The sequence below is a fragment of the Rhodoferax ferrireducens T118 genome (genome assembly GCF_000013605.1).
GTDB classification, from domain to species: domain Bacteria; phylum Pseudomonadota; class Gammaproteobacteria; order Burkholderiales; family Burkholderiaceae_C; genus Rhodoferax; species Rhodoferax ferrireducens.
This window is the reverse complement of the sequence record NC_007908.1, coordinates 865,455-890,171: the sequence shown is the minus strand read 5'-3', so window position 1 is coordinate 890,171 and position 24,717 is coordinate 865,455. Positions and strand designations below refer to the sequence as shown.

24 protein-coding genes and 1 pseudogene are annotated in these 24,717 nt (G+C 59.3%); 10 read left to right on the top strand and 15 right to left on the bottom strand.

Features of this window, described 5'->3' with window-relative positions:
* Positions 1 to 60 precede the first annotated feature (60 nt).
* Entirely contained in the window at positions 61 to 501 is a 441-nt protein-coding gene (gene cadR, locus RFER_RS04250) for a Cd(II)/Pb(II)-responsive transcriptional regulator (protein WP_011463174.1), read from the top strand.
* 226 nt (positions 502 to 727) lie between these two features.
* On the opposite strand, the gene map is transcribed toward cadR, so the two are convergent.
* The 6 genes and pseudogenes from map to RFER_RS04220 all read right to left on the bottom strand — a co-directional run.
* Entirely contained in the window at positions 728 to 1,519 is a 792-nt protein-coding gene (map, locus tag RFER_RS04245; RefSeq protein ID WP_011463173.1) for a type I methionyl aminopeptidase, read from the bottom strand.
* Positions 1,519 to 1,773: a ParD-like family protein gene (locus tag RFER_RS04240; RefSeq protein WP_011463172.1), complete on the bottom strand. Its 255-nt coding sequence runs from the start codon at positions 1,771 to 1,773 to the stop codon at positions 1,519 to 1,521. The genes map and RFER_RS04240 overlap by 1 nt, the downstream gene beginning before the upstream one ends.
* 203 nt (positions 1,774 to 1,976) lie before the next feature.
* Positions 1,977 to 3,275 carry a lytic murein transglycosylase gene (locus RFER_RS04235; protein WP_011463171.1) on the bottom strand — a complete coding sequence of 433 codons (1,299 nt, stop codon included), beginning with the start codon at positions 3,273 to 3,275 and terminating at the stop codon, positions 1,977 to 1,979.
* 69 nt (positions 3,276 to 3,344) lie between these two features.
* Complete coding sequence (locus RFER_RS04230) at positions 3,345 to 4,157, bottom strand: carbon-nitrogen hydrolase family protein (protein WP_011463170.1); 813 nt, start codon at positions 4,155 to 4,157, stop codon at positions 3,345 to 3,347.
* Positions 4,158 to 4,339: 182 nt separating this feature from the next.
* Complete coding sequence (locus RFER_RS04225; RefSeq protein WP_011463169.1) at positions 4,340 to 4,846, bottom strand: DUF1993 domain-containing protein; 507 nt, start codon at positions 4,844 to 4,846, stop codon at positions 4,340 to 4,342.
* Positions 4,847 to 4,963: 117 nt separating this feature from the next.
* Positions 4,964 to 5,653 (bottom strand): annotated as a pseudogene (locus RFER_RS04220) (LysR substrate-binding domain-containing protein); the annotation flags it as partial.
* Positions 5,654 to 5,751: 98 nt separating this feature from the next.
* Here RFER_RS04220 and RFER_RS04215 point away from each other — a divergent pair.
* Positions 5,752 to 6,840, top strand: coding sequence for a tartrate dehydrogenase (locus RFER_RS04215; protein ID WP_011463167.1), 1,089 nt, complete (start codon positions 5,752 to 5,754; stop codon positions 6,838 to 6,840).
* A 58-nt stretch (positions 6,841 to 6,898) separates the two neighbouring features.
* Here the strand turns inward: RFER_RS04215 and RFER_RS04210 are convergent, their stop codons facing one another.
* On the bottom strand, positions 6,899 to 7,804 hold the full coding sequence (locus tag RFER_RS04210; protein ID WP_011463166.1) for a LysR family transcriptional regulator: 906 nt from the start codon (positions 7,802 to 7,804) through the stop codon (positions 6,899 to 6,901).
* A gap of 127 nt (positions 7,805 to 7,931) precedes the next feature.
* On the opposite strand from RFER_RS04210, the gene RFER_RS04205 reads away from it, so the two are divergent.
* Complete coding sequence (locus RFER_RS04205) at positions 7,932 to 9,098, top strand: mandelate racemase/muconate lactonizing enzyme family protein (RefSeq protein WP_011463165.1); 1,167 nt, start codon at positions 7,932 to 7,934, stop codon at positions 9,096 to 9,098.
* A gap of 262 nt (positions 9,099 to 9,360) precedes the next feature.
* Here the strand turns inward: RFER_RS04205 and RFER_RS04200 are convergent, their stop codons facing one another.
* The 6 genes from RFER_RS04200 to RFER_RS23920 form a co-directional block, all read right to left on the bottom strand.
* Positions 9,361 to 10,062, bottom strand: a complete 702-nt coding sequence (locus tag RFER_RS04200; protein ID WP_011463164.1) for a hypothetical protein — start codon at positions 10,060 to 10,062, stop codon at positions 9,361 to 9,363.
* Positions 10,059 to 10,358: a hypothetical protein gene (locus tag RFER_RS04195; RefSeq protein WP_011463163.1), complete on the bottom strand. Its 300-nt coding sequence runs from the start codon at positions 10,356 to 10,358 to the stop codon at positions 10,059 to 10,061. Before RFER_RS04195 ends, RFER_RS04200 begins: the two co-directional genes overlap by 4 nt.
* Entirely contained in the window at positions 10,355 to 11,608 is a 1,254-nt protein-coding gene (locus RFER_RS04190) for a hypothetical protein (protein WP_041790147.1), read from the bottom strand. The genes RFER_RS04195 and RFER_RS04190 overlap by 4 nt, the downstream gene beginning before the upstream one ends.
* Before the next feature lie 327 nt (positions 11,609 to 11,935).
* Positions 11,936 to 12,352, bottom strand: a complete 417-nt coding sequence (locus RFER_RS04185; protein ID WP_011463161.1) for a hypothetical protein — start codon at positions 12,350 to 12,352, stop codon at positions 11,936 to 11,938.
* Between the two features lie 206 nt (positions 12,353 to 12,558).
* Entirely contained in the window at positions 12,559 to 12,750 is a 192-nt protein-coding gene (locus RFER_RS04180; RefSeq protein ID WP_425057085.1) for an allophanate hydrolase-related protein, read from the bottom strand.
* A 130-nt stretch (positions 12,751 to 12,880) separates the two neighbouring features.
* Complete coding sequence (locus tag RFER_RS23920) at positions 12,881 to 13,129, bottom strand: hypothetical protein (protein ID WP_166485654.1); 249 nt, start codon at positions 13,127 to 13,129, stop codon at positions 12,881 to 12,883.
* A 108-nt stretch (positions 13,130 to 13,237) separates the two neighbouring features.
* On the opposite strand from RFER_RS23920, the gene RFER_RS04175 reads away from it, so the two are divergent.
* The gene (locus RFER_RS04175) at positions 13,238 to 14,536 is read left to right on the top strand and encodes an ABC1 kinase family protein (protein WP_011463160.1); all 1,299 of its coding nucleotides are present in this window, start codon (positions 13,238 to 13,240) and stop codon (positions 14,534 to 14,536) included.
* Between the two features lie 78 nt (positions 14,537 to 14,614).
* On the top strand, positions 14,615 to 15,469 hold the full coding sequence (locus RFER_RS04170; RefSeq protein WP_011463159.1) for an NAD(P)-dependent oxidoreductase: 855 nt from the start codon (positions 14,615 to 14,617) through the stop codon (positions 15,467 to 15,469).
* Between the two features lie 129 nt (positions 15,470 to 15,598).
* On the opposite strand, the gene RFER_RS04165 is transcribed toward RFER_RS04170, so the two are convergent.
* Together RFER_RS04165 and RFER_RS23915 are read right to left on the bottom strand one after the other, a co-directional pair.
* Positions 15,599 to 16,372: a PEP-CTERM sorting domain-containing protein gene (locus RFER_RS04165; RefSeq protein WP_011463158.1), complete on the bottom strand. Its 774-nt coding sequence runs from the start codon at positions 16,370 to 16,372 to the stop codon at positions 15,599 to 15,601.
* Positions 16,373 to 16,478: 106 nt separating this feature from the next.
* Positions 16,479 to 16,715: a hypothetical protein gene (locus RFER_RS23915; protein ID WP_166485653.1), complete on the bottom strand. Its 237-nt coding sequence runs from the start codon at positions 16,713 to 16,715 to the stop codon at positions 16,479 to 16,481.
* Positions 16,716 to 16,824: 109 nt separating this feature from the next.
* On the opposite strand from RFER_RS23915, the gene RFER_RS04160 reads away from it, so the two are divergent.
* The 5 genes from RFER_RS04160 to polX all read left to right on the top strand — a co-directional run bounded on the left by RFER_RS04160 (position 16,825) and on the right by polX (position 24,606).
* On the top strand, positions 16,825 to 17,328 hold the full coding sequence (locus RFER_RS04160; RefSeq protein WP_041791459.1) for an Hsp20/alpha crystallin family protein: 504 nt from the start codon (positions 16,825 to 16,827) through the stop codon (positions 17,326 to 17,328).
* A gap of 85 nt (positions 17,329 to 17,413) precedes the next feature.
* A complete protein-coding gene (gene dnaK / locus RFER_RS04155) occupies positions 17,414 to 19,315 on the top strand; it encodes a molecular chaperone DnaK (protein WP_011463155.1) in 1,902 nt (633 codons plus the stop codon).
* Positions 19,312 to 21,747, top strand: coding sequence for a Lon protease family protein (locus RFER_RS04150; protein WP_011463154.1), 2,436 nt, complete (start codon positions 19,312 to 19,314; stop codon positions 21,745 to 21,747). The genes dnaK and RFER_RS04150 overlap by 4 nt, the downstream gene beginning before the upstream one ends.
* 6 nt (positions 21,748 to 21,753) lie before the next feature.
* The gene (locus RFER_RS24825; RefSeq protein ID WP_011463153.1) at positions 21,754 to 22,851 is read left to right on the top strand and encodes a DnaJ C-terminal domain-containing protein; all 1,098 of its coding nucleotides are present in this window, start codon (positions 21,754 to 21,756) and stop codon (positions 22,849 to 22,851) included.
* A 12-nt stretch (positions 22,852 to 22,863) separates the two neighbouring features.
* Positions 22,864 to 24,606, top strand: a complete 1,743-nt coding sequence (gene polX / locus RFER_RS04140) for a DNA polymerase/3'-5' exonuclease PolX (protein ID WP_011463152.1) — start codon at positions 22,864 to 22,866, stop codon at positions 24,604 to 24,606.
* The last annotated feature ends 111 nt before the right edge of the window (positions 24,607 to 24,717 follow it).

The following is a 24,717-nucleotide window of genomic DNA, read 5'->3' as shown; positions in this document are numbered from 1 at the left end:
GGCTTTACACTGATTGGACACCCTATAGTAGGTATAGAGTCAAGCGTCAGGAATCCAGATATGAAAATTGGCGAATTGTCGACCCGAAGCGGTTGCCCGGTCCAAACCATCCGCTACTACGAAGCGGAGCACTTGCTGCAGCCGCCGCAACGCGAAGCCAACAACTACCGCTCGTACAGCCAGGCCCACCTGCACCGCCTGAACTTCATCGTCCGGTGTCGATCGCTGGACATGGCGCAGGAGGAAATCCGAACGTTGCTGAGCCTCCAGGACGAACCCTCCCGATCCTGCGATGAAGTGGACGCGCTTCTGGAAGCGCATCTGCAGCACGTCTCCAGCCGCATCACGGCGCTGCAGGCTTTAAAGAGGCAAATCCAGGCCATCCGTGCGACCTGCGCGGGTGGTTCGGTCATCGGGGAATGCGGTGCCCTTGAATCGTTGAAACAGGCGACGGGCGCCAATGATGTGGTGCACTCGCACGTGCGCGGCGTGCACCGCTAGGGCCTGTGCAAGCTGCTATCTTTGACCTTGCTTACAGTGCTGGTTTCCAGTGCTGCATCGTGCAGAGGAGAGCCTGGGCCGTTTGTTGACACGGTAGCCAATAGCGCCGGATGACTGCAGCGAAGTCGCTACGGTGGCACAGAGCGCTACCAGGCGGCTCAGGCGGACCAGGCTGCCTGTCCGTATTGACGCAACAACCTAAAGCCAAGGCTCGCCAAGCCAAGTATCAAACCGGCGCGTCAGCACCTGTGCCTCCAGGCCAAGGCGTAAGCACCTCATACCCTGAAGGCGTCACAGCCACCATGTGTTCAAACTGGGCAGACAAAGACCTGTCCTTTGTCACGACTGTCCACCCGTCGGGCAATTGCCTGGTTTCGCGTTTGCCTGCGTTGAGCATCGGTTCGATGGTGAAAACCATCCCCGGTTCGAGCTTGATCCCTTCCCCGCGCCGCCCATAGTGCAGCACTTGCGGCTCATCGTGGTAGACCTGACCAATGCCGTGCCCGCAGTATTCGCGCACTACGCTGAAATGCTCCCGGTGAGCGACCGACTGGATGGCATGGCCAATATCGCCAAGAGTCGCTCCAGGCTTGACTTGCCGGATTCCGGCCAGCAATGCTTCGTACGTCGTCTCCACCAGGCGCCGAGCCAACACGCTGGGGGCTCCGACGAAGTACATGCGACTGGTGTCGCCGAACCAGCCATCCTTGATGACGGCAACATCGATGTTGATGATGTCGCCCTTCTTCAAAATCTTATCGGGCGAGGGGATGCCATGGCAAACCACCTGGTTGACTGAGGTGAGGATGGTCTTGGGATAGTCGTGGTACCCCAAGTTGGCTGGAATGGCGCCCTGGACATTCACGATGTGGTCGCGGCAGATTCGGTCGAGCGCCTCGGTACTCACCCCCGGCACGACGTATGCCTCGACCATGCTGAGAACTTCTGCGGCAAGCCGACCGGCTCGCCGCGCCATGTCGATACCCTCGGCGAAATGGATGGGAATGCCGTGATCCATCAGTGCTTTCTAGTCGAGGTTGCGCCGGGTTTGCCAAGTTGGCCTGTGACTGCCACACCTATGTCCAGCCCTCCCGCGAGTTCAGCCCGTATCAACAATTGGCAGATTTCCCGGGAGTCCAACTCCGGGTGCATCTCGCTCAGCATGCCGACCCGCATCCAGTGCTCTGCCTGCGCATTGATCGACCTGCTAAGGGCATTCCCCGCTACCCGCAGGTTCTCGTGCATCTGGTCCGAAATTTTGACAATACCCATCAGTTGCCTCTATATAAAACATATGCAAAGTATATACGTTTCGTATGGTATGGCGTTATTCGGATAGATGAGTTCGATGAGGCCCTAGAGACCGCTTGGGGCCGGCTGCTGCCGGCCATCTTCAGTCAGTCGTGAATGGACGAGGCGCGTGTTGCAGGACAAGAACTCGGCACTGAACTGCCTCAAGGCGAGGTGCCGCCCGGTCACTGCAGGCGCTGCAGAAGGTCCAGGGTCGGATAGCCGTCCGCCGGCAGGCCCAGGCTGCGCTGGCATCGACGAACGCCGCGCTGTGTGGCCGGGCCCATCATGCCGTCGGGCGTGCCGGTGTCGAAGCCACGTTCTTTCAGCGCCGTCTGCAGCGCCAGCAACTGGCTGCGCGAAAGTAGCTGCAAATCGCGCGGCCAGGGTGCCTGCGTCGCGGGGCCGCCGGCCAGCTGTTGCGCCAGCAGGCCGACAGCGAGCGCATAGCTGGTCGAGTTGTTGTAGCGCAGGATCGTGCGGAAGTTGGGTCCGACCAGGAAGGCCGGCCCGCGCGCGCCGGCGGGAAGCAGGATCGAACTGTCGGCCAACGCCGGCAGCGGCGCGCCGTCCATGGTTTGCACACCCTCGTCCATCCATTGGGTCGTCGGCTGCCGCAGGTCGGCGTCGGCGCGCGCGTAGTCGAAGTCCGGCGGCAAGCGCACCTCCACCCCCCACGGCGGGCCGACCTGCCATCCGGAGCTTGCCAGGAAGTTGGCGGTCGAGGCCATCACGTCGGCGAGGCTGTTCCAGATATCGCGTCGGCCATCGGCATCGGCATCGACCGCATAGGCCAGAAAGTTCGATGGCAGGAACTGCGTCTGGCCCATCGCGCCGGCCCACGAACCCATCATCTGCGCGCGGTCGATGTCACGGTTCTGCAGGATTCTCAATGCTGCGAGCAACTGGCCACGCGCCCACTGCTCGCGCCGGCCCTCGAAACCGAGCGTCGCCAAGGCGTCGATGGTCGGGATGTCGCCCACGTTGCTGCCGAAATTGCTCTCCATGCCCCAGATCGCGACGAGAACCTCGGCCGGAACGCCGTAGCGCGCTGCGATGGGCTCGACAACCGGGTGCAGTTGCAGCAGCTTATCCCGGCCACGGGCGATTCGCCGCGTCGACAGCGCGCTGTCGAGGTAGTCCCATACCGTGCGGGTGAATTCGGGCTGCGCGCTATCCAACTCGATGACGCGGGGGATGAAGTGCACGTCGTCAAAGGCGCTGCGGAGCGTGGCCTCATCGATGCCGGCTGCGCGTGCGGTGGTGCTGAACTCGAGCACCCAGCGGGCGAACTTCTGGCTGTGTTCGACATCAATGGACCCGGCTCGCGTCGGGTTGGCGCCGACCGTCGAGGCAGGCGGTGCCTGGGTCTCGACTGATGGTGCGGAGGCGCAACCCGCAACCGAGACGATCGCCAGCCACGCGGGAACAAGCCAGCAGCGAGCAGACACTGGAAAATGGAATGGTATTTGCATTTGCTCCATTCTCGTCGTTCTGGGGGACCAGAGTGATCTGACGCCCCCGGCACCGACGACGTTGCATTTACTGCCTGCCTACGCACCCAGCACAGTGTGATTGAGCGCGGGTAGCCGGGCTCGGGCCGACTGCAGAAATTCCTGGGTGACCTCGGCCACGATGACCGCAGGACCCCCTGCCTGTTGGGCCAGGATTTGGCCCCATGGGTCGATCATCATGCTGTGGCCCCAGGTACGGCGCCGATTGTCATGCACACCGCCCTGCGCCGCGGCGATCACATAGGCAAGATTTTCAATCGCGCGTGCCCGCAGCAGCACCTCCCAGTGCGTCTGCCCCGTGGTGAAGGTAAATGCGCTGGGCACCAACAAAACATCGGCCGCCAATTGACGGTACAACTCGGGAAAACGCAGGTCATAACAAATGCTGAGGCCGATCCGGTAGGTATTGCCATCGCAGGATGCCAGATCAAAGGTCACGGCTTGCGTGCCCGCTTCCAGCACGCGGGCCTCGTCATAGCACTCAACGCCATTGTCAAAGCGAAAAAGATGAATCTTGTCGTAGCGCGCCACGCATTGACCGGTCGCATCAAAGACCAGACTGCTGTTTCGTACGCGTTCGGCTGCCGTCGTCGAGATGGGCAGCGTGCCACCCACGATCCACAGGCCAAGATCGCGGGCGCACCGGCTCAAAAAGTCCTGAATCGGCCCGCTACCGCATGTTTCCTGAATCTTGAGTTTATCGGTGTCATGTTCACCCATGAGGCAAAAGTACTCGGGCAATACTGCCAACTCGGCGCCCTGCGCAGCAGCCTGTGCCAGCAACTGACCGGCGATGTCCAGGTTGCGCTGCAAGTTGGCTCCTGAGACCATTTGGATGGCGGCTATTTTCATGGGTCATTGTCCTTCTGGGATCATTCCAACTCCGGCAAGCGATAACGAACCCCGGTACGGTCTGTCCGTAATACAGGCTCCAGCCATCGCGTCGGGAAAAGTCTTATCCCAAATCCCGACCCGCCAGCGACGCAGCCGGTCCCATCCGGGCGTTGCCGCGTGGGTACACATCGTCGAATGGTTTAAGGATTGCCGATGTAATCGCGTTTGCCGATTTCAATGCCGTTATGGCGCAGGATGTTGTAGGTGGTGGTCACGTGGAAGTAGAAATTTGGAATAGCGTGGCCCAGCAGAAACTGCATGCCCTTGTAGTGGGTTTCCTTGTCGCCGCGCTTGATCACAATGTCCTTGTCTTCAGTGCCGTCAATCTGCTCTGGTGTCACGCTCTGGACAAAGACGATGGTTTTGGCAATACGCGCCTTCAACTCGGCCAATGTTTTTTCATTGTCTTCATGCACGGGTATCTCGACACCGGCCAGGCGCGCCACCACCCCCTTGGCAGCATCACAGGCAATTTGTACCTGCTTGGCCATGGGCAGCATGTCCGGGAACAGGCGATAAGTGGTTAGCGTGGCATCGTCAAGTTTCCGGGTATCGATATGAGCCTGCGCCTTGTCCAGGATGTTCGACAAGTTTCCCAGAATATTGACAAAGCGCGGCACGCTGGCCTGGTACATGGAGATGGTCATGGATATTCCTCAAAGTAGAAAGGGGGGCAACAACGGACTGGTATCGTAGCGCCACTTCTCGCGTCGGAACTACAGCCAACAATCAATGGTCGGTCAGTTCGGTGGCCCGCGGGTGAGCCGTTGTGGGTAAACCGCGTGAATATCAGCAGGCGGTGTCTGCCAGTTCGTTAGCACTTGGCGCAAGCGTCCACTGTCCAGGTATTTGGCGATATCCCATTCCGCACGCATCACGACGCCGTGACCATCAAGCGCCCAATTCAGCGCGGTCTCGCCGTCGTTGGTGCTTAAGGTTCCGCGCACCTTGACAGTCTCGGTGCGCTGGCCTGAGCTCAGGTGCCAAATGCCGTAGGCCTCGTCACCCTGGCGAATGCAGATATCGAATGCGTCTTCAGTCAGTGGTGGTGGATTGACCGTGAGCTGCAGTTGGACCTGCACTTCCGGATAGAGTTTTGCAAAGTCTGAAATCAATGAAGCGATGTGGCTGCGTCCAAAACCCAAAGTGGCGTTCACGCGCAGCAGGCCTTTGGGCGCGCCAACTGAGTTTGACACCAACCGCTCCATGTCACCAATATCGGCGAGGATGCGGCGCGCGTGTTCCAAGTACACCTCAACTTCGGGTGTGAGGCCCATGCGCCGCGTCGTGCGATTGAGCAACTGCACACCCAGCCGCGCCTCCATCTGGGCCAGTCGCTTGCTGGCCGCCCGGGTGGTGATATCAAGCTCGCGCGCAGCATTCGAAAAACTTCCGAAACGCACCAGCAAGCTAAAAAATGCCATCTCGGAAGGAGCAGAAGTGGGCGTAGACATTGGTGAATCAAAGTAAATACTGGCTTGACTTCAAGGCCGTTCATTAAATGCTGCAATGGGTATAGTCCGACCACACCACAATTTATTTGGGCGACGATATGAAGACTTACAAAATTGCCTGTATTCCAGGTGATGGGATCGGAAAGGAAGTCGTGCCAGCGGGGCAGACCGTACTGGAGGCACTGGCGGCGTCCAGCAACACGTTCAAGTTCGAGTTCGAGAACTTCGGCTGGGGCGGTGATTGGTACCGCGCACACGGCGCCATGATGCCAGCCGACGGACTGGACGCGTTGCGCGGCAAAGATGCGATTTTGTTTGGCTCTGCAGGTGACCCGGACATCCCTGACCACATCACACTCTGGGGCTTGCGTCTCAAAATCTGTCAGGGCTTTGACCAGTACGCCAATGTGCGCCCCACCCGCATCCTGCCTGGCATCGACGCGCCGCTGAAACGCTGCAGGCCCGAGGACCTGGACTGGGTCATCGTGCGCGAGAATTCGGAGGGTGAGTATTCGGGTGTGGGTGGCCGCGTCCACCAAGGCCAGCCGATCGAGGCCGCCACCGATTTGTCGATGATGACCCGCGCTGGCGTCGAGCGCATCATGCGCTACGCCTTCAAGCAGGCTCAGTCCCGTCCGCGCAAGTTGTTGACCGTGGTCACCAAGTCCAACGCACAACGCCATGCCATGGTCATGTGGGATGAGATCGCAGTGCAAATTTCAAAAGAGTTTCCCGATGTAACGTGGGATAAAGAACTGGTGGACGCCGCAACGGCCCGCATGGTGAACCGTCCGGCCACACTGGACACCCTTGTTGCGACCAACCTGCATGCCGACATCCTGAGTGACCTGGCCGCGGCACTGGCTGGCAGCCTGGGCATCGCACCCACCGCCAACATCGATCCCGAGCGCCGCTACCCTTCGATGTTTGAACCCATCCACGGTTCAGCCTTTGACATCATGGGCAGAGGCTTGGCCAACCCGGTCGGCACCTTCTGGTCGGTGGTGATGCTGTTGGAGCACCTGGGCGAGTTGGAGGCCGCCAGGCGCCTCATGCAAGCCATCGAGCAAGTCACCGCCAACCCGGCCCTGCACACCCGTGACCTGGGCGGCAAAGCCACCACAACCGAGGTGACGCAGGCCGTGTGCAGCCAACTGGCCAAAAGCTCCAAGGGCAAAGGCGCATGACGCCACCGTGAACGCGATCGAGGCTGACGCAGCCATTACGCGGCAGTCTGGTCACCGCTCAGGCCAGAGATAAGGCAACTGCACGCCAAAAGGCTTCGGCCGCCGGCGGGGCTGTGGCTTGATTGCGGAACAGCCGGATGTCCAGTTCAATACGCCAGTCCGGCTGAGCAGCTTCCACCAGTCTTCCATCCTGAAGCTCGTCTTGAATCAGACTGACGGGTAGCCACGCCACCCCACGCCCGTCCAGGGCCATGGATTTAAGAACCGCTGCCAGATGTGCAGTAAAAACGGTTTCGGTGCCACACTTCTCCAGCGCGTCGCCACGCAGCGCACCTATCACGCGTGCGAGACCAGACTCATCGCTATAGGACAACAAAGGAACACGCACATCGGCATTTGCGCCCAGACAATGGCGAGGCGCGCCCGAACCATTGCCGGCGGCCACCGGGATCAGGGTGTCGGTGCCGACTTTGACTGACAGATAGCTTCCGGGGTCGAGCCGGCCCGGCACCAGCACATGCGCGTGAGACAACATGAACTGCGCACGCCCCTGCAACATCAGCGCCTCGCACTGCTGAAGCACATCGGACACCAACTGGATTGAACCCATCGCAAGTCTTGTCTCCAGGGTTCGCAGCCACGCCGGAAGAAAGGTGAGAGACAAAGCATGCGTCGCCGCAAATCGCAAGGTTGCTGAACTCGAAGCTGCAACCGCCCGGGCTTCGTCGGGAACCCGCGCCACGCGCGCGAGGATGGTTTGCGCCTCGGCACGAAACCATTCGCCAACTTCCGTGAGGGTGGCCGGATGCGTGCTCCGGTCGAACAGGGTGACACCGAGCCACGTTTCGAGGGCCCGAATTCTCCGGCTGAATGCGGGCTGCGTCATGGCCCGATCTGCTGCAGCGCGCGAAAAATTGCCGCTGGTGGCCAACGCCTGAAAGTCAAGGAGCCAAGAAAGATTCATACCGGTGCTTTGAGGGCATACAAGAATTGAAAAGCAGCATTGGACAGTCAGGGCCGCGATGACGATCATTCACCTGTTCCGGCGCCGTGTCGCCACCAGTTTCATTATCTGCCAAAGGAGTTACCGAGTGAAAATTACTGCCATCCGTGAAGCTACCAAACCCATCAAATCCGACATCCGCAACGCGTACATCGACTTTTCAAAGATGACACTGAGCCTGGTGGCGGTCGTCACCGACGTCATCCGTGACGGCAAACCTGTGATCGGCTACGGCTTCAACTCGAACGGCCGCTACGGCCAGGGCTCGCTGATCCGCGAACGGTTCGCCCCGCGCATCCTCGAAGCGTCTCCAGAGAGTCTGGGAGACGACAGCGGAAACAACCTCGACCCCCACAAGATCTGGACAACCATGATGACCAATGAAAAGCCCGGTGGTCATGGCGAGCGCTCGGTTGCAGTGGGCACGATTGACATGGCGGTGTGGGACGCGGTCGCCAAGATCGAAGACAAACCACTTTACCAACTGCTTGCTGAACGCTATGGTGACGGCCGGCCCAAGCGCAAGGTCTTCGTCTATGCGGCCGGCGGGTACTACTGGCCCGGCCAGGGGATTGAAGGGCTGGAGCGGGAAATGCGCAGCTACCTTGACCGCGGATATTCCGTGGTCAAAATGAAGATTGGCGGCGCATCTCTCAGCGAAGACTGCAAACGCATTGAGGCCGTGCTGAGACTGTTGGGACCTGGCCAGAAACTGGCCGTGGATGCCAACGGCCGATTCGACTTGAAGACGGCCGTCGAATACGCCAAGGCGCTGTCGAACTACGGCCTGTTCTGGTACGAGGAAGCCGGTGATCCGCTTGACTATGCCCTGCAGGCAGAACTCGCCCAGCACTACGCCGGGCCGATGGCCACCGGCGAAAATCTCTTCTCGATGCAGGACGCGCGCAACCTGATTCGCTACGGTGGTATGCGGCCTGACCGTGACTGGCTGCAGTTTGACTGCGCTCTGAGCTACGGCCTCGTGGAATACCTGCGCACCCTGGAGATGCTGAAAGAGCACGGCTGGTCGACCTCGCGCTGCATCCCGCATGGCGGACATCAGATGTCACTGGCTATCGCCGCAGGTCTCGGCCTTGGCGGCAATGAGTCCTACCCCGACTTGTTCCAGCCCTACGGTGGCTTTCCTGATGGGGTGAAGGTCGAAAACAGCTACGTCACCTTGCCGGAGCTGCCCGGCATCGGCTTCGAAGGCAAAGCGGATCTTTATCGCGAGATGAGTGCCCTTGCCAGCTGACCGGTAGTTGCAATTTGAACGCATGCTCGCAAGAAGGATGCGTGGGTCATGCCGACTCGGGACTGGAAGGCCGCCTTGAATCGCTTGACCACAGAGTCAGCACTGAGTAGTGCCACTTTCCCAGCGAGCAGTCCGCACTTCTGAAATGGGTATGCGGCAATCTTGACGGGTGCCTTTTGACCAAGGACCACAAAGCCCATAGTGTTCCGGTAGTACTGGCTGTGCCTGCGATGCTTCCCATAATTGGTTTCCTTTGTGATGGCTATTTGTTCAATGTGGACGTTGGATAAATCTCATAGACTTTGAAGTAGTCTCGATATTTTTTCGGGCCAAAGGGTGGCGACCCTTTATGCCGAAGTTCTGGGCTCACCAAATAAACATGAAGTTCTCGACCTTGAATCACAAAATGGATTCGATGCTGTGAAATGTCTGATGGCAACCGGCTTTTGAGATCCACTGTGTCTTCAATAACTTCCCCGGTAGATTTAATGCGCCACTTAACGTAAAGCGTGTCACCCTTTGGAAAGCTGCCGTTAATGTTTGAATACTGCCGAGTTGCTTCATTCTTGATATCCGACTGTGTGGCGCTTGTCGTCAAAAGACCGGCTGTGCCGTATTTAAAATCAAGAATCTTTACGTTAGGACTTTCAACTCCCGCATCAAAACTGAATGCATGATCGACAAGTGGTGGCCCGCTCGCGCAGCCTGCACCAACCAGACCCAGCCCCAAGACCAAGGCCAGCGAAACAACCCGAAACCAGGTCTTGATGAATTGAGCAAAAGTATTCACGCTGCAACCTCCCAAAGCCGCTTGCACTTCAGCTTGAGTCAGCGGTTTGTCCGGTTCAGCGCTTCGGGCCTGTGCGCTCACACCGAGCACCGCCATGCAGACCGCAAGCAAATAGGTTGGCAGCGCCATAGCCGCGGACGAACCAATGGCAAAACGAACGGAAAAGAGCTTCATGCTGTCGCCCCCCAAACGCCATCATTCGCGGCAAACCTGACTCTTGAACTAAATTCGCCTCTAGCCCCCGTATTAATTGCGCTCATAGCTATGATTTCAGGAATTCTTTGGTTTGTGTTGCTGTGCAACTTGCCTAACAAATTGGTTACCTTTGTAATGATGAACTGCTGGTCGCCATTGACGTCCTGCCAAACCTTGAGTTCCTTGAACACCGGGTCAATGCTGGTGATGGCGTAGTCCTTGTCGTCCTGGCGTGCCTCGCGCCAGGTGATGGTGGTTCCGACAGCTTGGCTCATTTCTTATCTCCCTGGCAAACGTTAAAAATTCTGGCTTTGGGTACATCACCGCTGGGTGATGGGTCGTAGGTATCTGGCTTGTAGGGGGCAAAGACGCGGCAGCCACTGGGGCTGATGGCGGTCACTCCAGCATGTGCTTTGAAGAAGCGGTGCATCTTGTCACCCACTTGGATGTACAGGCCGCGGTGGTATAGAGGCATGTGCCGACGTGGGTCGTATACCGAAATCGGCCAATAGACCAATCCGGCCGCAGTATCAACAACATCAAAAGATGAAGGAAAACACCAATCCAGCATATTGACAAATAGCGCTGGTGTCGCATGCTCCTGCCAGCCTTCGCCGACACGAAAAGAAATTGTCATTCCAGGCATTGCACTGCCCTTGCTGGTATCGCCACATTTATCTCCTGAAGAAGAATAGAAATATCGGCGGGTTGTTGTGTTGAAGAAAATCCTGTCGTCAAAGTGCCACTCTGCCCCGAACGTGCGTTCGGCGTAAACCTTGCCTGTTGAGTCAAACAAGAGCAGACCCGGTAGTCCCCTGGCGAGACTCAAAGGAGACTTGTACCCCAACGCACCATCTCCATCACGTAAGGGATGCATCCAGTAGTTTTCATTCGCTGGCGGGTCGCTTTTGGGGTTGAAGGCACGGCAGGTAAATTTGTTGAACCGCGTTTCGAATCCCGCGTATGCCTCAGCCTTTAGTGGCTCACCGTAGCGCCCAGCCAGAACAGGGTAAGGATTAGTCCTGTCGCTGGCGACTTTGCCCCGCCCTCCCCATCCGTTGAGGTTTTCCACCACCACCATGCGATCTGGCGTGAAGCATTCCAAAGCACCGCTGTAGGGTGTTTCCTCGAACTGCTTGGTGTCGGTGTTGAAGATGACAATCTTTGAAAGCTCACCCGGTGCTGCGCGCCAATCGCCGTGACGCTGAACCGACATGATGAGGCGAACCTCATCCATCCAGAACGGGCGAAAGTGAGGATAGCCGGGGTCAAGCCCTTCAACCTCAATGTACGGAAACATATCCGGCGACTCGGTGAGCATCGCACGTTGCTCATCGGTCAGTTCGAGCGGAATCGGGCGCTTGGGGCCGGTGATCCTCAGCTTTCCTGACTTCACCCATTGATCCATGATGGACTTCACTGGATCCATGGGTTGCGCCCCAATGCCATGAACAGAGACTGCCAGAGCAACACCCGTCAACATTTTTAAAAAACGGTTGAGCATTGTCATGCTGCTTTTATCCATTCACAGTCATTTGCTGGCTATAGAGCCATCTTGGTCCTCGGAATTTCTACGGCTTGTCAGATTGAGAAGGGATCGTCTTTGGCATGAGAGTTCCCTATTTCTGACAAGAACCTGCGTGACCAGCACCTCGGGTTTGCCGTCGGTGGCATCAATGCGGATGCCACCCTGCACTGCGGTGTACAGCACGCCTTCCTCTTTGGCCTCCAGTGTTTGAGTAGAAATCGAGCCGTAGCCAACTTCACTATTTAGCAGACTGCTAGCATATTCGTAGCGGCCGTGTCCGTAGTCAATGGCGGTGATGCCCCAGTCGGCCAGGCTTCTGAATTCTTACACGCCATTGGTTTCGTCTTGCGCGGTTTCCGTATGGGGCCCAATCTGTAGGCTGTGAGTGTGGTTACCGTCCTGGTTCAGGTCTTGCCAGACTTTGAGCAGGGCGTAGACCGGGTCCAGGACATCGATGCGACCATCGGCATTGGCATCAAAGACGGCCAGGCTGCGCAGACCTTTGGCGGGGTCGGATAAGCGCGATACGCGCTCTGGCGTGATTTGAGCCGGCTTGACCTTGAAGCCCAGCCGTTCGCCTGCCTGAATGATCACCCATGGCTCAATGCCTTCCGGCGAATCAGAAGGCAACTCGGGCGCCACCAGCTCAGCTGCGAACGGCTTCTGATGCAGCGTGCACAGACTCCCCAGTGCCCACAGCACCTGTTCCGGTGAATAGGTCACCGAGCGGTTACTAAGCAAAACACTTCCCTTTTAGATGGCCAATGTGTTTCTTGGCGTCTGTTTTTTCTGGATTGTATTGTTATGTAACGGCGTAGATCCTGGCTTGAAACGCAACGGCTTGTTGAGGAGGCTGCAATTGTTCAGACGGTTTGAATCTGATATTGATGCCTTCCGGGCATTCATCTCCACCAAGGTTTTGCCGTGACGCCATCGTCAGTGCCCCATCAACCGAGGCTGCGCAAATAGGCCCGCCAACCACCAAAATGGCTGATGTCTTGCGCCTGGGTCGTTGCGTGGGCCTCACAAACAAAGCCTTGCACCGAGGTGCCGTCTGCCAATTCGACCGTGCCAATGCCCAAGGGTGCCGCAATGCCTGACACAAAGGTACCAAACTCGCGCGCTGAGTGAGTTGCCAGTTCACGGGCAAGCCACTCAGATGCGCACCGCATACCGCCACAGGTGCGTAGCTACTGCCACCGATGCCAACTACTTTTGATGTTGTTGGAGAAGTTGGAACCGGTGGTGCCATGGCCCGGGTGATGGAGGTTATTGAAGCCCAATGCCCCCAAGAGCGGCCAACGCGGGCATCCCCTTGATTAACGCAATGCCAGGTGATAGCAGCGCAGGATAAAAGACGACAAGCGCAAGGGCGCATGACGCACAAAGGCGGGCAACCACCGCGGCGAGTTCAAAGAAAAGCGGGTAGACCATCGGATGACAGGGCGCATCCATTGGGTCGATTTCACAAAGCGGTGGCTGTTGGTCATGGGCATCAAGCGGCGTGCTTGCTTTCAAAGAGTGTGGAGATTGTGGCGGCTCAGAGAAGACCTTGCCGCCGGGGTGACAAAATGATCATTGAACTTCAACCTGGTACCCAAAGTTTTGCCCAATTCAGATCAATCAATGAGCGCACCGGTCCCCCGTGGACGCTTGTCGCGGCTGGCACGTCTGGGGAGCATGGCTACAGGGGTTGCAGGCGGCATGTTGATGGAGGGCGCGCGCCAATTGGCTCAGGGCAAACGTCCGCGCATCAGCGACCTGCTGCTCACGCCCGCCAATGCCCGCCGGGTGACACAGCAACTTGCCCAGCTGCGGGGTGCCGCCATGAAGGTGGGGCAAATGATCTCCATGGACGCCGGTGACATGTTGCCACCGGAGCTGGCCGCCATTCTGGCGCGCTTGCGCTCAGACGCGCAGGCCATGCCCAAAAAGCAGGTGCAGGGCGTACTGGATGCCAACTGGGGCGCGCACTGGCAGCAGCAATTTGACCAATTTTCTTTCACCCCCATCGCCGCGGCATCGATCGGCCAGGTCCACCGGGCCAAGACCAAAAGCGGTCAGGATTTGGCCATCAAAATCCAATACCCGGGGGTCAGGGAGAGTATCGACAGCGACGTGAACAATGTGGCCTCTTTGCTGCGCATGTCAGGTTTGCTGCCCAAAACGCTGAACATCAAACCGCTGCTCACCCAGGCCAAGCGCCAACTGCGCGAGGAAGCCGATTACCTGCGCGAGGGTGGCTACTTGCAGCGTTACGCCAGTTTGCTGGCTGACGCGCCAGAGTTTTTGGTGCCCGAACTGTGTTCCGAATTGACGACCCCAAGTGTTTTAGCCATGTCCTTCGTTGGCGGTGTTCCCGTTGAATCGATGGTCGATGCGCCCCAGCAAGAACGCGACAGAATCGTCGCGCTGTTGGTTCGTCTTTTGTTTCGGGAGATTTTTGAGTTTCGGCTGGTTCAGACCGACCCCAATTTTGCCAATTACCGCTATGACACCGAGTCCCGGCAATTGATCTTGCTTGATTTTGGCGCCACCCGACCCTACAAGGACACCATGGCCAGGGCCTACCGTCGACTGCTGATGGCCGCTGCGGCGAGCGATCAGCAGGCCATGCGAAAAGCCGCTCTGTCACTGGGCTACTTTGATGCCAGCACACAAGAAAAGCATCAGTTGGCGGTGCTCGGCATGGTTGACATCGCGCTGGAGCCGTTTCGTCTCGCGGGAGTCTATGATTTTGGGCGCTCTGATATTGCGCAGCGCCTGCATGCTGCCGGCATGGACTTGGCGTTGGGCCGGGATTTCTGGCACATACCACCGGTGGACACTTTGTTTTTGCATCGCAAGCTCGGTGGCATGTATTTGCTGGCAGCCCGGCTCAAGGCGCAGGTCAATGTACAGCAACTGGCCAAGGACTTTATTTGAAACCAACTGGTGGCGCCGACTCTGGGTTTGGCTGAGTCAGCGCCCGATTGCATTCCAAACATTTTTAGAGGATCACTTATGTCAACCATCGCTTTTCTCGGCACCGGCCTGCTCGGCGGCGCCTTCGCTGAAGCTGCCGCCAAGCGCGGCGACACGGTCACCGCGTGGAACCGTTCACCCGACAAAGTTCATGCGCTGGCGCAGTTTGGCGTGATGGCCGCAGCGAACCCGGCCGAGGCGGTGCAGAGCGCGGCGCGCGTTCACCTCGTGCTCAAGGATGACGCCGTGGTTGAAGAGGTGCTGGCGGCCGCGCGCGCCGGGCTTTCACCCGATGCGATCATCATTGACCACACCACCACATTGCCGACACTCACTGCGGCGCGTGCCGAACGGCTCCATGCCGAAGGAGTCAAGTACCTGCACTGCCCTGTCTTCATGGGGCCGCCCGCGGCGCGCAATGCGCAGGGCACGATGATGGTCGCCGGGCCCAAGGCGCTGTTCGAAAGCGTCAAAGCTGATCTGGCCAAAATGACGGGTCGGCTGGTATACATGGGTGAGCGCACGGATGTGGCCGCCGTGAACAAACTGTTCGGCAATGCCATGATCATCGGCGTGGCGGCGGTGATGGCGGACATACTGACGATGGCACAGGCGAGCGATGTCAGTGCAGAGGACGCCATCAAGCTGTTGGGTTTTATCGATGTGAATGCCATCGTGGCCGGGCGTGGCGTGAACATGGCAAAAGGAAACTTCAGCCCGAGTTTTGAATTGACGATGGCGCGCAAAGATGTGAGGCTCATGTTGGAGACTGCGGGCGATCGACCCATGGCGGTGCTGCCGTCGGTGGCGACCCGTATGGATCAGCTGATTGCGGCCGGACACGGCGCTGACGACTGTTGTGTGCTTGGCCTTGACGCGGTGCAACGGCCGTAGCGATCGAAGATGCCAGGCAATTTGCGTTGACGCCAAAGCGGCGCCGACCATGAGCGGACGGGCACGGGTGCCGCAGAAATGAAAACCTCGCCGAAGCGAGGTCATGTGTCATGCGTGTTGGCTCGCAAGCTACCTTTGCCTGCGTTTGCGTGTCGCGGCGAGACCCAACAGACCCAGCCCCAGAAGTGCAAGTGAACCTGGCTCTGGAACGCTCGTCCCGGGGAAAACCTCCGCGGCCGTCCCTTGTACGCCCACGGTGAAACCGTTCCAGAATTCGTTTGTGGCGCTTCTCCAGGTGACGGTGTCGAATGCGCCGGTGAACCGAAGTGCGCCATGTGGCTCCGACCCGCCGACGCCATTGCTGTTCAATTGATACTCGAAATTTCCACCGCCAAGATCGACGACGACCTTGCTTGCGCCGCCGCAACCCCAGTAGCCGCAGGCATTGCCATCAACGCCACCCAGGCTGAGAAGCTCGAAATCCTGATTGAAGGCATAACCGTTGCCGTTGAGACTGACAAACGCAAAGACAGGATTGGCCACCGTTTGTGAGAATTGCAGGGTTTGAGTCCCGGCCTTGCTCAGCGCGATGATGTCGGCTCCTGTGGGGCGATTGTCCACGGCCGTGCTCGTATAGGGAGAGGTTGCTCCAGACCCGCCGGTCCAATAATCGGTGCCACCGCCCGTGTTATAAAAACCGATTCCGTTCGTATTCGTGTACGTCACCTGAATCGTCGATGTGCCTGTTGTGATCGTTCCAACACCCTGGAAACCCTGCGCCACACTGTTCTGGCCGGTCCAATCGGTCCAGTAGATCTGCGCAGCGCCAGCACCGGCACTTGCAATCAAGAGAGCGGCCCCCAAGACCGGCGACAAGACCTTGCTGATCCATTTATTTTTCATTTGAATTCTCCACGCTGAATTGGGTTGCGAGACTCTCTGATCATTTGGACAAATCTCTGCAGAGAACACAAGCAAAAAACATACCTATTAAATAAATGCTTAAAAATCAATACGTTAGCAAAAAATGGCTGTTGCGGATATTTGAACTGTAAAAGAACCCGACACAAGCAATCATTTTTTGCAGGGCATTGGTCCTGGGCAGCAAGTCTTGAATAGGCATGGCGGTTCTGCAGTCGTTGGCACCCTCCGCACGCATCAACTGATTGCGGCCGGGCAGGCGTTGAATACTCTCAGGATGACCCGGACGTTGTGAAATATCAAGCCGCCCGTGAGGCAGCGTCATAGAGTCAACTCGTTCCGTTTCAGCGATCTTTTTTGGATGAATCAAGCTCGATTACGTCGGCCCATCGCGGCAGCGGACTGGATCAATCTAACCTATTGAAACGATGACCATGCTGAACTCCCTTAAAAAAACCGGTGAAAAAATTGGGCACGAGATCAGTCGCGCTTGGGATAGCCTGTCCGAAGGCTGGCGCGAGTTACTCAGCCGCAGCAGCGACTCTCTCACCAAATTCACGCATCACAAAGAAGAAACGCCAACCGCAGGCAGCGCGCTTGCGGCGTTTCCAAGCTGGAGTCTGCTGGCTGGCGAACTGGAAGAAACGGCGAAGGATGTGCTGGTGCGGATCGAGTTGCCCGGCATGGACAAGGACGATTGCCAGATCACCATTGACGGCAACACGCTTTATCTGAGCGGCGAGAAACGCTTTGAACGCGAAACCAGTGACAGCACCTACCACGTCATGGAGCGCGCCTACGGTTCATTCCAGCGCGCCATACCCTTGCCGCGCAACGTGAACATCGAGAAGGCCCAAGCCAGCTTCAAGAATGGCGTGTTGACGGTTCGATTGCCCAAGGAAGGCAAAGACCAGGCCAAGTCACTGCCGGTGTCGTGAGGCCTGCGGCTTTATGGCGTTGGCACAAGTCTTTAGCGCGGCATACCCTGCGTGATGAGTTGAGATAGATGGGCAAGGAGCAAGCATGACAATCATTGGTATTGACCTCGGGACATCCAATTCGGCCGCTGCCGTGCTGCGCGGCGGTCGACCGGTCATCATCCCCAGCGCCGAGGGCTTGAGCATCGGCGGCAAGGCCTTTCCCAGCTATGTGGCCCTGACGGCGGATGGCCAGATGTTGGTCGGCGAGCCGGCCCGGCGCCAGGCGACGGCCAACCCGGAAGGCACAGTCACGGCCTTCAAGCGCAGGATGGGCAAGCGCGAAACCATTGTGCTGCGGGCGCGCGACTACTCCCCCGAACAGCTCTCCGCCTTCTTGCTGCAGAAAATCAAGCGTGATGCCGAGGCCTTTCTGGGCGAGCCGGTACACCAAGCCGTGGTCACCGTGCCCGCCTACTTTGATGACAACCAGCGTTCAGCCACTAAAGATGCCTGTCGCATTGCCGGCCTCGAAGTGATTCGTCTGGTGAACGAACCCACGGCGGCGTCACTGGCCTATGGTCTGGACCGCCTGAGCGAAGAGTTGCGCATTGCGGTGATTGACCTGGGTGGCGGCACGCTCGATGTCACCATCATGGAGTTTGGCAAAGGGGTGTTCGAAGTCAAGGCGACCAGCGGTGACACCCAGCTCGGTGGCACCGACATGAATCAGTGCATTTACGCGCATCTGGCCGAGCGCTTCCAGATGGCCACCGGTGTGGACGTGCGCACTGACCCCAAGGCCGCGGCGCGCCTGATGGAGGCAGCCGAAGCGGCAAAAATCGACCTGACCGCCAGCGTCAGCACCCATGTCAGCCTGCCCTACCTGGCCGCGGTGCAGGGTGAGCCGCGTCACTTGGAGCTCGATCTCAACCGCACCGAACTCGAACGCCTGGTGCGTCCGGTCATTGAGCGCTGCCGCGCCCCGGTTGAGCAGGCCCTGCATGACGCGGGCGTTACCCCCAAGCAGGTGGACCGCGTAGTGTTCGTCGGCGGCCCCACCCGAATGCCGGCGGTACGCGCTTTCTTCGAGGAGATGTTTGGTCACAAGGCCGAGATGGGTGTTGACCCGATGGAATGCGTGGCTGCCGGTGCCGCCATACAGGCCGGCGTGCTGGCCGGAGAGGTCGGCGGCATTGTGCTGGTGGACGTGACGCCGTTGACACTCGGCGTCGAAACCCTGGGCGGCATCGCCACCTCGCTGATTGCGCGCAATACGCCCATCCCGGTCAAACGCACCGAGCTGTTCACCACGGCGGCCGACATGCAGACCAACGTGACCATTCATGTCTTTCAGGGCGAGCGGCCCATGGCCTCTGACAACACCGGCCTGGGTGAGTTCACGCTGGATGGATTGCCGCCGGCGCCGCGCGGTGTGCCCAAAATCGAGGTGACCTTCGACATCGACTCCAACGGCATTCTCAGCGTTGCAGCGCGCGATACGGCCAGCGGCAAGTCCCAGTCCATCAGCATCACATCTTCCACCCGCCTGCCTGAGAGTGAGAAGAAGCGCATGGTGGAAGATGCCGAACGTTATGCCGACGCTGACAAAAAACGCCGCGACGATGCGGAAAAGCTCAATGCCGCAGATGGCACCTGTTATGAAGCCGAGAAACTGCTGGCCAACTTCGCTGACAAACTCACCGACGAGTTGAAGAAGCGGCTCGAAGCCGCCTTGCGAGAGACCAAAGACGCGCTGCTCAAGAAGGATGTTGCGCAGGCCACGGACCGTGCTGAAGCCCTGAAAAAGGTGCTGAAAGAAGCCGGCGCCACGCTCTACACCCAATCTGGGCAAGCCGAAAAAGGGGGGCCTTATGCCGAAACTCGCTGGCAAGGCCCCACGCCGCAGCCCCATGTAGGAGCCGCAGGCCCGCAAGCCAACCCCAGCGGCGATGGGCCCCGGGGCAAGGTCATGGATGCCGAGTACCGGGAAAATAAACAAAAATGATAAAGCCCACGGAACTTCTGCCCCCACTTGCGCTTGAAACCCGCCAGTTGCATCACGCGTGTGATCCGGCGCAATTTGGGTTCCAAACCACCGCGGAACTGGAGGCCTTAAGCGAATTGATTGGCCAGACCCGCGCCACAGAGGCCGTGCGCTTCGGCGCGGGCATCCGGCGTGAGGGCTACAACATCTTTGTCCTGGGGCCCGCTGGCGTGGGCAAACGCAGCATGGTGGGCCAGTTTCTGGCCAAAAAGGCAGAGGCCGAGCCCAAGTCGTCCGACTGGTGCTACCTCAACAACTTCGCGCAGCCGCACAAGCCCCGGGCCATCCGGCTGCCATCGGGCAAGGGCCTGGAATTGCAGCAGCAGATGGCGCAATTGGTTGACTACTTGCGCTCGGCCATTCCTGCCTTGTTTGAGAGTGAGGAATACCGGGCCAAGGCGGGGGCCATCCAGGATGAATTCACCAAACGGCAAGAGAGTGCTTTCAAGGAACTGGGTGAGGACGCTGTCAAGCAGCAGATCGTGCTGCTGCGCACGCCTGGCGGGTTTGCGTTTGCCCCCACCCAAAACCAGGAAGTGATCACGCCCGACGAGTACGAAAAACTGCCACAGGAAGAAAAAGACCGGATCAGGCAAGTGATCGCCGAGCTGCAGGAACGACTTGAAAAAATATTGAGCCACGTGCCCCAGTGGATGAAAGAGCGCGGCGAACAGATCAAGCAGCTTAACCGCCAGACCACGCGCGCCGTCGTCACGCATGTGATGGACGAACAGCGCACCCGATTCTCCGATCTGCCTGAAATCCGGACCTACCTCGACCTCGTGCAGCAGGACATGATTGAGAACGCCGACGACTTTCGCAATGAGGAGGAATCGGCCAATCTCTCTGGCTTGATGGTGGTCACCCGCAAAACCTTTCATCGCTACCAGGTGAATGTGCTGGTCAGCAACGGTGAGCACGGCGGCGCCCCGATCGTGAGCGAGGACAACCCGACCTACAGCAACTTGATCGGTCGGGTCGAGCACATTGCCCAACTGGGCGCGCTGGTGACCGACTTCACCCTGATCAAACCGGGTGCGCTGCACCGCGCCAATGGCGGCTACCTGCTGCTCGACGTGCGCAAAGTGCTGCTGCAACCGTTTGCGTGGGACGCCCTGAAGCGCGCCCTGCAGGCGCGCGAGATCCGCATCGAATCGCTCGGGCAGATGTACAGCCTGGTGAGCACCGTCTCGCTGGAGCCGGAGCCGATGCCGCTGGATGTCAAGATTGTGCTGTTTGGCGATCGCCTGTTTTATTACCTGCTGCAGCAATACGACCCCGACTTTTCTGAACTGTTCAAGGTGGCGGCCGACTTCGAGGACCGCATCGAGCGCAGTGCCGAGACCCATCTGCTCTATGCCCGTTTGATCGCCACGCTCTGCGCGAAAGAAAAATTGTTACCACTCGACAGCGGCGCCGTCGCGCGGGTGATTGAGCACAGTGCGCGACTGGTCGGCGATGCGCAGCGCCTGTCTACCCATATGCGAAGCATTGCGGATTTGCTGCAGGAGGCCGATTTCTGGGCGCGCGAGGCGGGTCTGGCGGTGGCAACGGCAAGCAACGTGCAGCAAGCCATTGACGCTCAAATTCGTCGGCAAGACCGGCTGCGCACCCAGTTGCAGGACGCGATTCTGCGCGACACCTTATTGATCGACACGCAAGGGGCAGTAGTGGGCCAGATCAACGGCCTGTCGGTGCTCGAACTGGGGGACTTTGCCTTTGCCCAGCCGACCCGCATTACCGCCACCACTCGCCTGGGTCAGGGGGAAATGATCAACATTGAGCGCGAAGTCAAGCTCTCCGGCGCCATCCACTCCAAGGGGGTGCTGATTCTTTCCTCATTTCTGGCCGCCCGCTACGCGCGCAACCAGCCTTTGTCTTTGACTGCCAGCCTGGTGTTTGAGCAGTCCTATGGCCAGGTCGAGGGCGACAGCGCATCCTTGGCCGAACTGTGTGTGCTGCTGTCCAACCTGGCCAACGCGGCGGTGCGGCAATCCCTGGCGGTGACGGGTTCGGTCAATCAGTTAGGCCAGGTGCAGGCGATTGGGGCCGTCAACGAAAAAATCGAGGGTTTTTTTGACATTTGCGCGGCGCGCGGATTGACCGGTGAGCAGGGGGTGTTGATACCCGGCACCAACGTCAAGCACTTGATGCTGCGCCGCGATGTGGTCGCGGCAGCAGAGAATGGGCAGTTCCACATCTACGCGGTTGACCATGTGGATCAGGCGATGACGATTCTTACCGGCGTGCCGGCGGGAGAGGCGGGGGCAGACGGTCAATACCCGATGGAGAGCATCAATCGCCGGGTCGCGGCGCGGGTGGCTGGACTCAGCGCCTTGCGCAAAGCGTTTGCCCACCCGTCGGAAGAGAAAAAAATGGACCGGAGCCATTGAACTGCCGTGGCTGCGCAACGTGACTATTACGAGGTGCTGGGTGTTGCGCGAGACGCAGACGCGAAGGCAATCAAGGATGCTTTTCGCGACCTCGCCTTGAAATACCACCCGGACCGCAACAAGGAAGCCGGTGCCGAGGAACGGTTCAAGGAAATTGCCGAGGCCTATGCCATTCTGTCGGACCCGACGAAGCGCGCCGACTACGATGCCCGCGGCTTTGCCGGCGTGGCCGGCTTCAGCCGGGAGGACCTGGTTGGCGGCATTGATTTTGAAGACATTTTTGGCGGCTTGAATTTTGGTTTCGGCGGGGGCAGTCCCTTTGAGAGCTTCTTTCGTCGCCGCCCTTCCGGGCCCGCGCGCGGTGCCGACATCGAAGTAGAAGTCACTGTGCCGCTGGAGCGGATTGTGAGCGGCGGCGAGGCGCAAGTGCGTCTCAAACGCCCGGTCACTTGCCCGGCCTGCCATGGCACGGGCGAGTCCGGCGGGGCTACGCCGCCCAAATGCGAGGCTTGCCACGGCAGCGGGCGCATTACCCATAGTCGGCGCGACGACAAGGAGCATGTTCTCATCCAGCAAATCACAACTTGCAACGCCTGCGCGGGCCAGGGTTTCACCCATGTGCATCCGTGCCCCCAATGCGACGGGCGGGGCGAAATTGAGCAAGAAGAGTCTTTGACAGTGAAGATTCCCATCGGTGCCGAAGAAGGTCTGGCCCTGCGGATTCCCGGCAAAGGCATGCCAAGCCCCGATACCGGCGGTGTCGCCGGTGATTTGTTCGCGGTCGTGCGGACTCAACCCGATCCACGTTTCGAGCGCGTGGGCACCGACCTGCTGCGCCAGACAACCATCTCCGTGACAGACGCCGTTCTGGGTACGAGCCTGACGGCGCCAACGCTGACGGGTTCTGTCAGCGTGGTGGTGCCGCCCGGCACCCAGCCCGACGCGGTGCTGCGCCTGAAACAACAAGGCCTGCCCGCCTTCGGCGAGGGCCCGCGTGGCGACATGTTCTTGCGCATCAAGGTGCAAGTGCCACAGCAGCTGAGCACCCCGGAGCGCGACTTGTATGAAAAATTGCGTGCGTTGGGGACCCAATTGGAACGTTGACGGGTAAGCGCCATGCCCATTACCAATGCCGACGTAGTTGCTGTTTTCTCGGAAATCGCCGATCTCCTGGAAATCGAGGGCGCCAATCCATTTCGCGTCCGCGCCTACCGCAATGCCGCGCGCATGCTGGGCGAGTTGGGCCGCAGTGTCAGAACCATGGTCGACCGCCCGGAAGAACTTGACGCCCTGCCCGGCATTGGGCCTGACCTTGCAGGCAAGATTGTCGAAGTTGTCACCACCGGCAGCTGCGCGCTGCTGCAGCGACTGCGCAAAGAACTGCCGCCGGTCATTACCGAGTTGCTGAAAATTCCAGGGCTGGGCCCGAAGCGCGTGCGCACGCTGCACCGGGAGCTCGGTATTGAGACACTGGCACAGTTACGCCAGGCGGCCGAGCAAGGGCGCGTCCAGTCGGTCCATGGTTTTGGCGCCAAGAGTGAGCGGCAAATTCTGGAGGCCACCGGCCGCCTGCTGCAGCAAGAGCGCCGCTACAAGTGGGCCGATATGGAGCCGGTGGCGCAGGCGCTGCTGGCCGATCTGCACGCCACGCCAGGCGTGCACAGGGCGGTTGCGGCCGGCAGCCTGCGCCGGGGGCGCGAGACGGTAGGTGACCTCGACTTGCTCGTGACGGCCGAGAACCCTGGCACTGTCATGGATCGGCTGACAGCGAGTGAAGATATACAACGCGTATTGGAGCAAGGCGTGACGCGCAGCAGCGTCGTGCTCAAGAGTGGCCTGCAGGTCGATTTGCGCGCCGTGGCCCCGGCGAGTTTCGGTGCGGCGTGGCTTTACTTCACGGGGTCGAAGGCACACAACATCGCGCTTCGCAAACTGGCACAGGACAAAGACCTCAAACTCAACGAATACGGCCTGTATCGCGGCAAGCAGCGCATTGCAGGCGACACCGAAACTGCGGTGTACAAAGCGTTGGGTCTCCCTTTTATCGAACCGGAACTGCGCGAGGACCGTGGCGAGATCGAAGCGGCACGTAGCGGCGCCCTGCCCCGCTTGCTGCAACTGACCGATCTGCGTGGCGACTTGCATGCCCACACCAAAGACAGCGACGGTCACGACCCTATTGAAGCCATGGCCGAGGCCGCCCGCGCGCACCGTCTGCATTACCTGGCGATCACGGACCATTCGAAGCGTCTGGCCTTGGTGCACGGCCTGGACGCGGACGGGCTCTCGCGGCAGATCGACCGCATCGATGAAATCAATGCCAGTCTGCGTGACTTCGTCCTGCTCAAGGGCGTGGAAGTCGACATCCTGGAAGATGGCTCGCTCGACCTGCCTGATGCGATTCTGGGTCGCCTTGACCTCGTGGTGGGCGCTGTGCACAGTGGCTTCGATTTGTCCCGCGACAAGCAGACTGACCGGCTGCTGCGGGCCATGGACCACCGCTGTTTCAGCATTCTGGCGCATCCCACGGGGCGACTGATCAATGAGCGGCCACCCTGTGACATCGACCTGCCGCGCGTGGTCCGCAAGGCGCGCGAACGTGGCTGCTTTCTGGAACTCAATGCGCATCCGGCCCGGCTCGACCTGAGCGATGCCGCCTGCCGGATAGCCAAGAGTGAGGGCGTGCTCGTCAGCATCAACTCGGATGCGCACAGTCGCCTGCAATTTGACAGTTTGCGCTTCGGGGTCAGCCAGGCAAGACGCGGCTGGCTGGAAACCGGCGATGTGCTCAACACCCGGACGCTGGGTCAGTTGCGCTCCTTATTGGCTGCCACCATGGCTCGCGGCGTGGGCCAGTGACGGTGCTCTGCGCTGACAATTCTCAATACCCCGTTCCCGTGCGTCGAATATCCTTTTCACAGGGTAGTGGTGACGCTACAAAGTGGATCGTATTACTTTGAATTGGGGGCA

What these genes read in the sequence shown, in the direction of transcription:
- RFER_RS04195 (WP_011463163.1), bottom strand. Translation starts at nt 10,358, where the DNA reads ATGAGCCAAGCTGTCGGAACCACCATCACCTGGCGCGAGGCACGCCAG.
- RFER_RS04160 (WP_041791459.1), top strand. Translation starts at nt 16,825, where the DNA reads ATGCTGAACTCCCTTAAAAAAACCGGTGAAAAAATTGGGCACGAGATC.
- RFER_RS04230 (WP_011463170.1), bottom strand. Translation starts at nt 4,157, where the DNA reads ATGAAAATAGCCGCCATCCAAATGGTCTCAGGAGCCAACTTGCAGCGC.
- RFER_RS04210 (WP_011463166.1), bottom strand. Translation starts at nt 7,804, where the DNA reads ATGAATCTTTCTTGGCTCCTTGACTTTCAGGCGTTGGCCACCAGCGGC.
- RFER_RS04240 (WP_011463172.1), bottom strand. Translation starts at nt 1,773, where the DNA reads ATGGGTATTGTCAAAATTTCGGACCAGATGCACGAGAACCTGCGGGTA.
- RFER_RS04175 (WP_011463160.1), top strand. Translation starts at nt 13,238, where the DNA reads ATGAGCGCACCGGTCCCCCGTGGACGCTTGTCGCGGCTGGCACGTCTG.
- map (WP_011463173.1), bottom strand. Translation starts at nt 1,519, where the DNA reads ATGGATCACGGCATTCCCATCCATTTCGCCGAGGGTATCGACATGGCG.
- RFER_RS04235 (WP_011463171.1), bottom strand. Translation starts at nt 3,275, where the DNA reads ATGGAGCAAATGCAAATACCATTCCATTTTCCAGTGTCTGCTCGCTGC.
- polX (WP_011463152.1), top strand. Translation starts at nt 22,864, where the DNA reads ATGCCCATTACCAATGCCGACGTAGTTGCTGTTTTCTCGGAAATCGCC.
- dnaK (WP_011463155.1), top strand. Translation starts at nt 17,414, where the DNA reads ATGACAATCATTGGTATTGACCTCGGGACATCCAATTCGGCCGCTGCC.
- RFER_RS04200 (WP_011463164.1), bottom strand. Translation starts at nt 10,062, where the DNA reads ATGAAGCTCTTTTCCGTTCGTTTTGCCATTGGTTCGTCCGCGGCTATG.
- RFER_RS04170 (WP_011463159.1), top strand. Translation starts at nt 14,615, where the DNA reads ATGTCAACCATCGCTTTTCTCGGCACCGGCCTGCTCGGCGGCGCCTTC.
- RFER_RS04215 (WP_011463167.1), top strand. Translation starts at nt 5,752, where the DNA reads ATGAAGACTTACAAAATTGCCTGTATTCCAGGTGATGGGATCGGAAAG.
- RFER_RS04150 (WP_011463154.1), top strand. Translation starts at nt 19,312, where the DNA reads ATGATAAAGCCCACGGAACTTCTGCCCCCACTTGCGCTTGAAACCCGC.
- RFER_RS04190 (WP_041790147.1), bottom strand. Translation starts at nt 11,608, where the DNA reads ATGGATAAAAGCAGCATGACAATGCTCAACCGTTTTTTAAAAATGTTG.
- RFER_RS04225 (WP_011463169.1), bottom strand. Translation starts at nt 4,846, where the DNA reads ATGACCATCTCCATGTACCAGGCCAGCGTGCCGCGCTTTGTCAATATT.
- RFER_RS23915 (WP_166485653.1), bottom strand. Translation starts at nt 16,715, where the DNA reads ATGACGCTGCCTCACGGGCGGCTTGATATTTCACAACGTCCGGGTCAT.
- cadR (WP_011463174.1), top strand. Translation starts at nt 61, where the DNA reads ATGAAAATTGGCGAATTGTCGACCCGAAGCGGTTGCCCGGTCCAAACC.
- RFER_RS04165 (WP_011463158.1), bottom strand. Translation starts at nt 16,372, where the DNA reads ATGAAAAATAAATGGATCAGCAAGGTCTTGTCGCCGGTCTTGGGGGCC.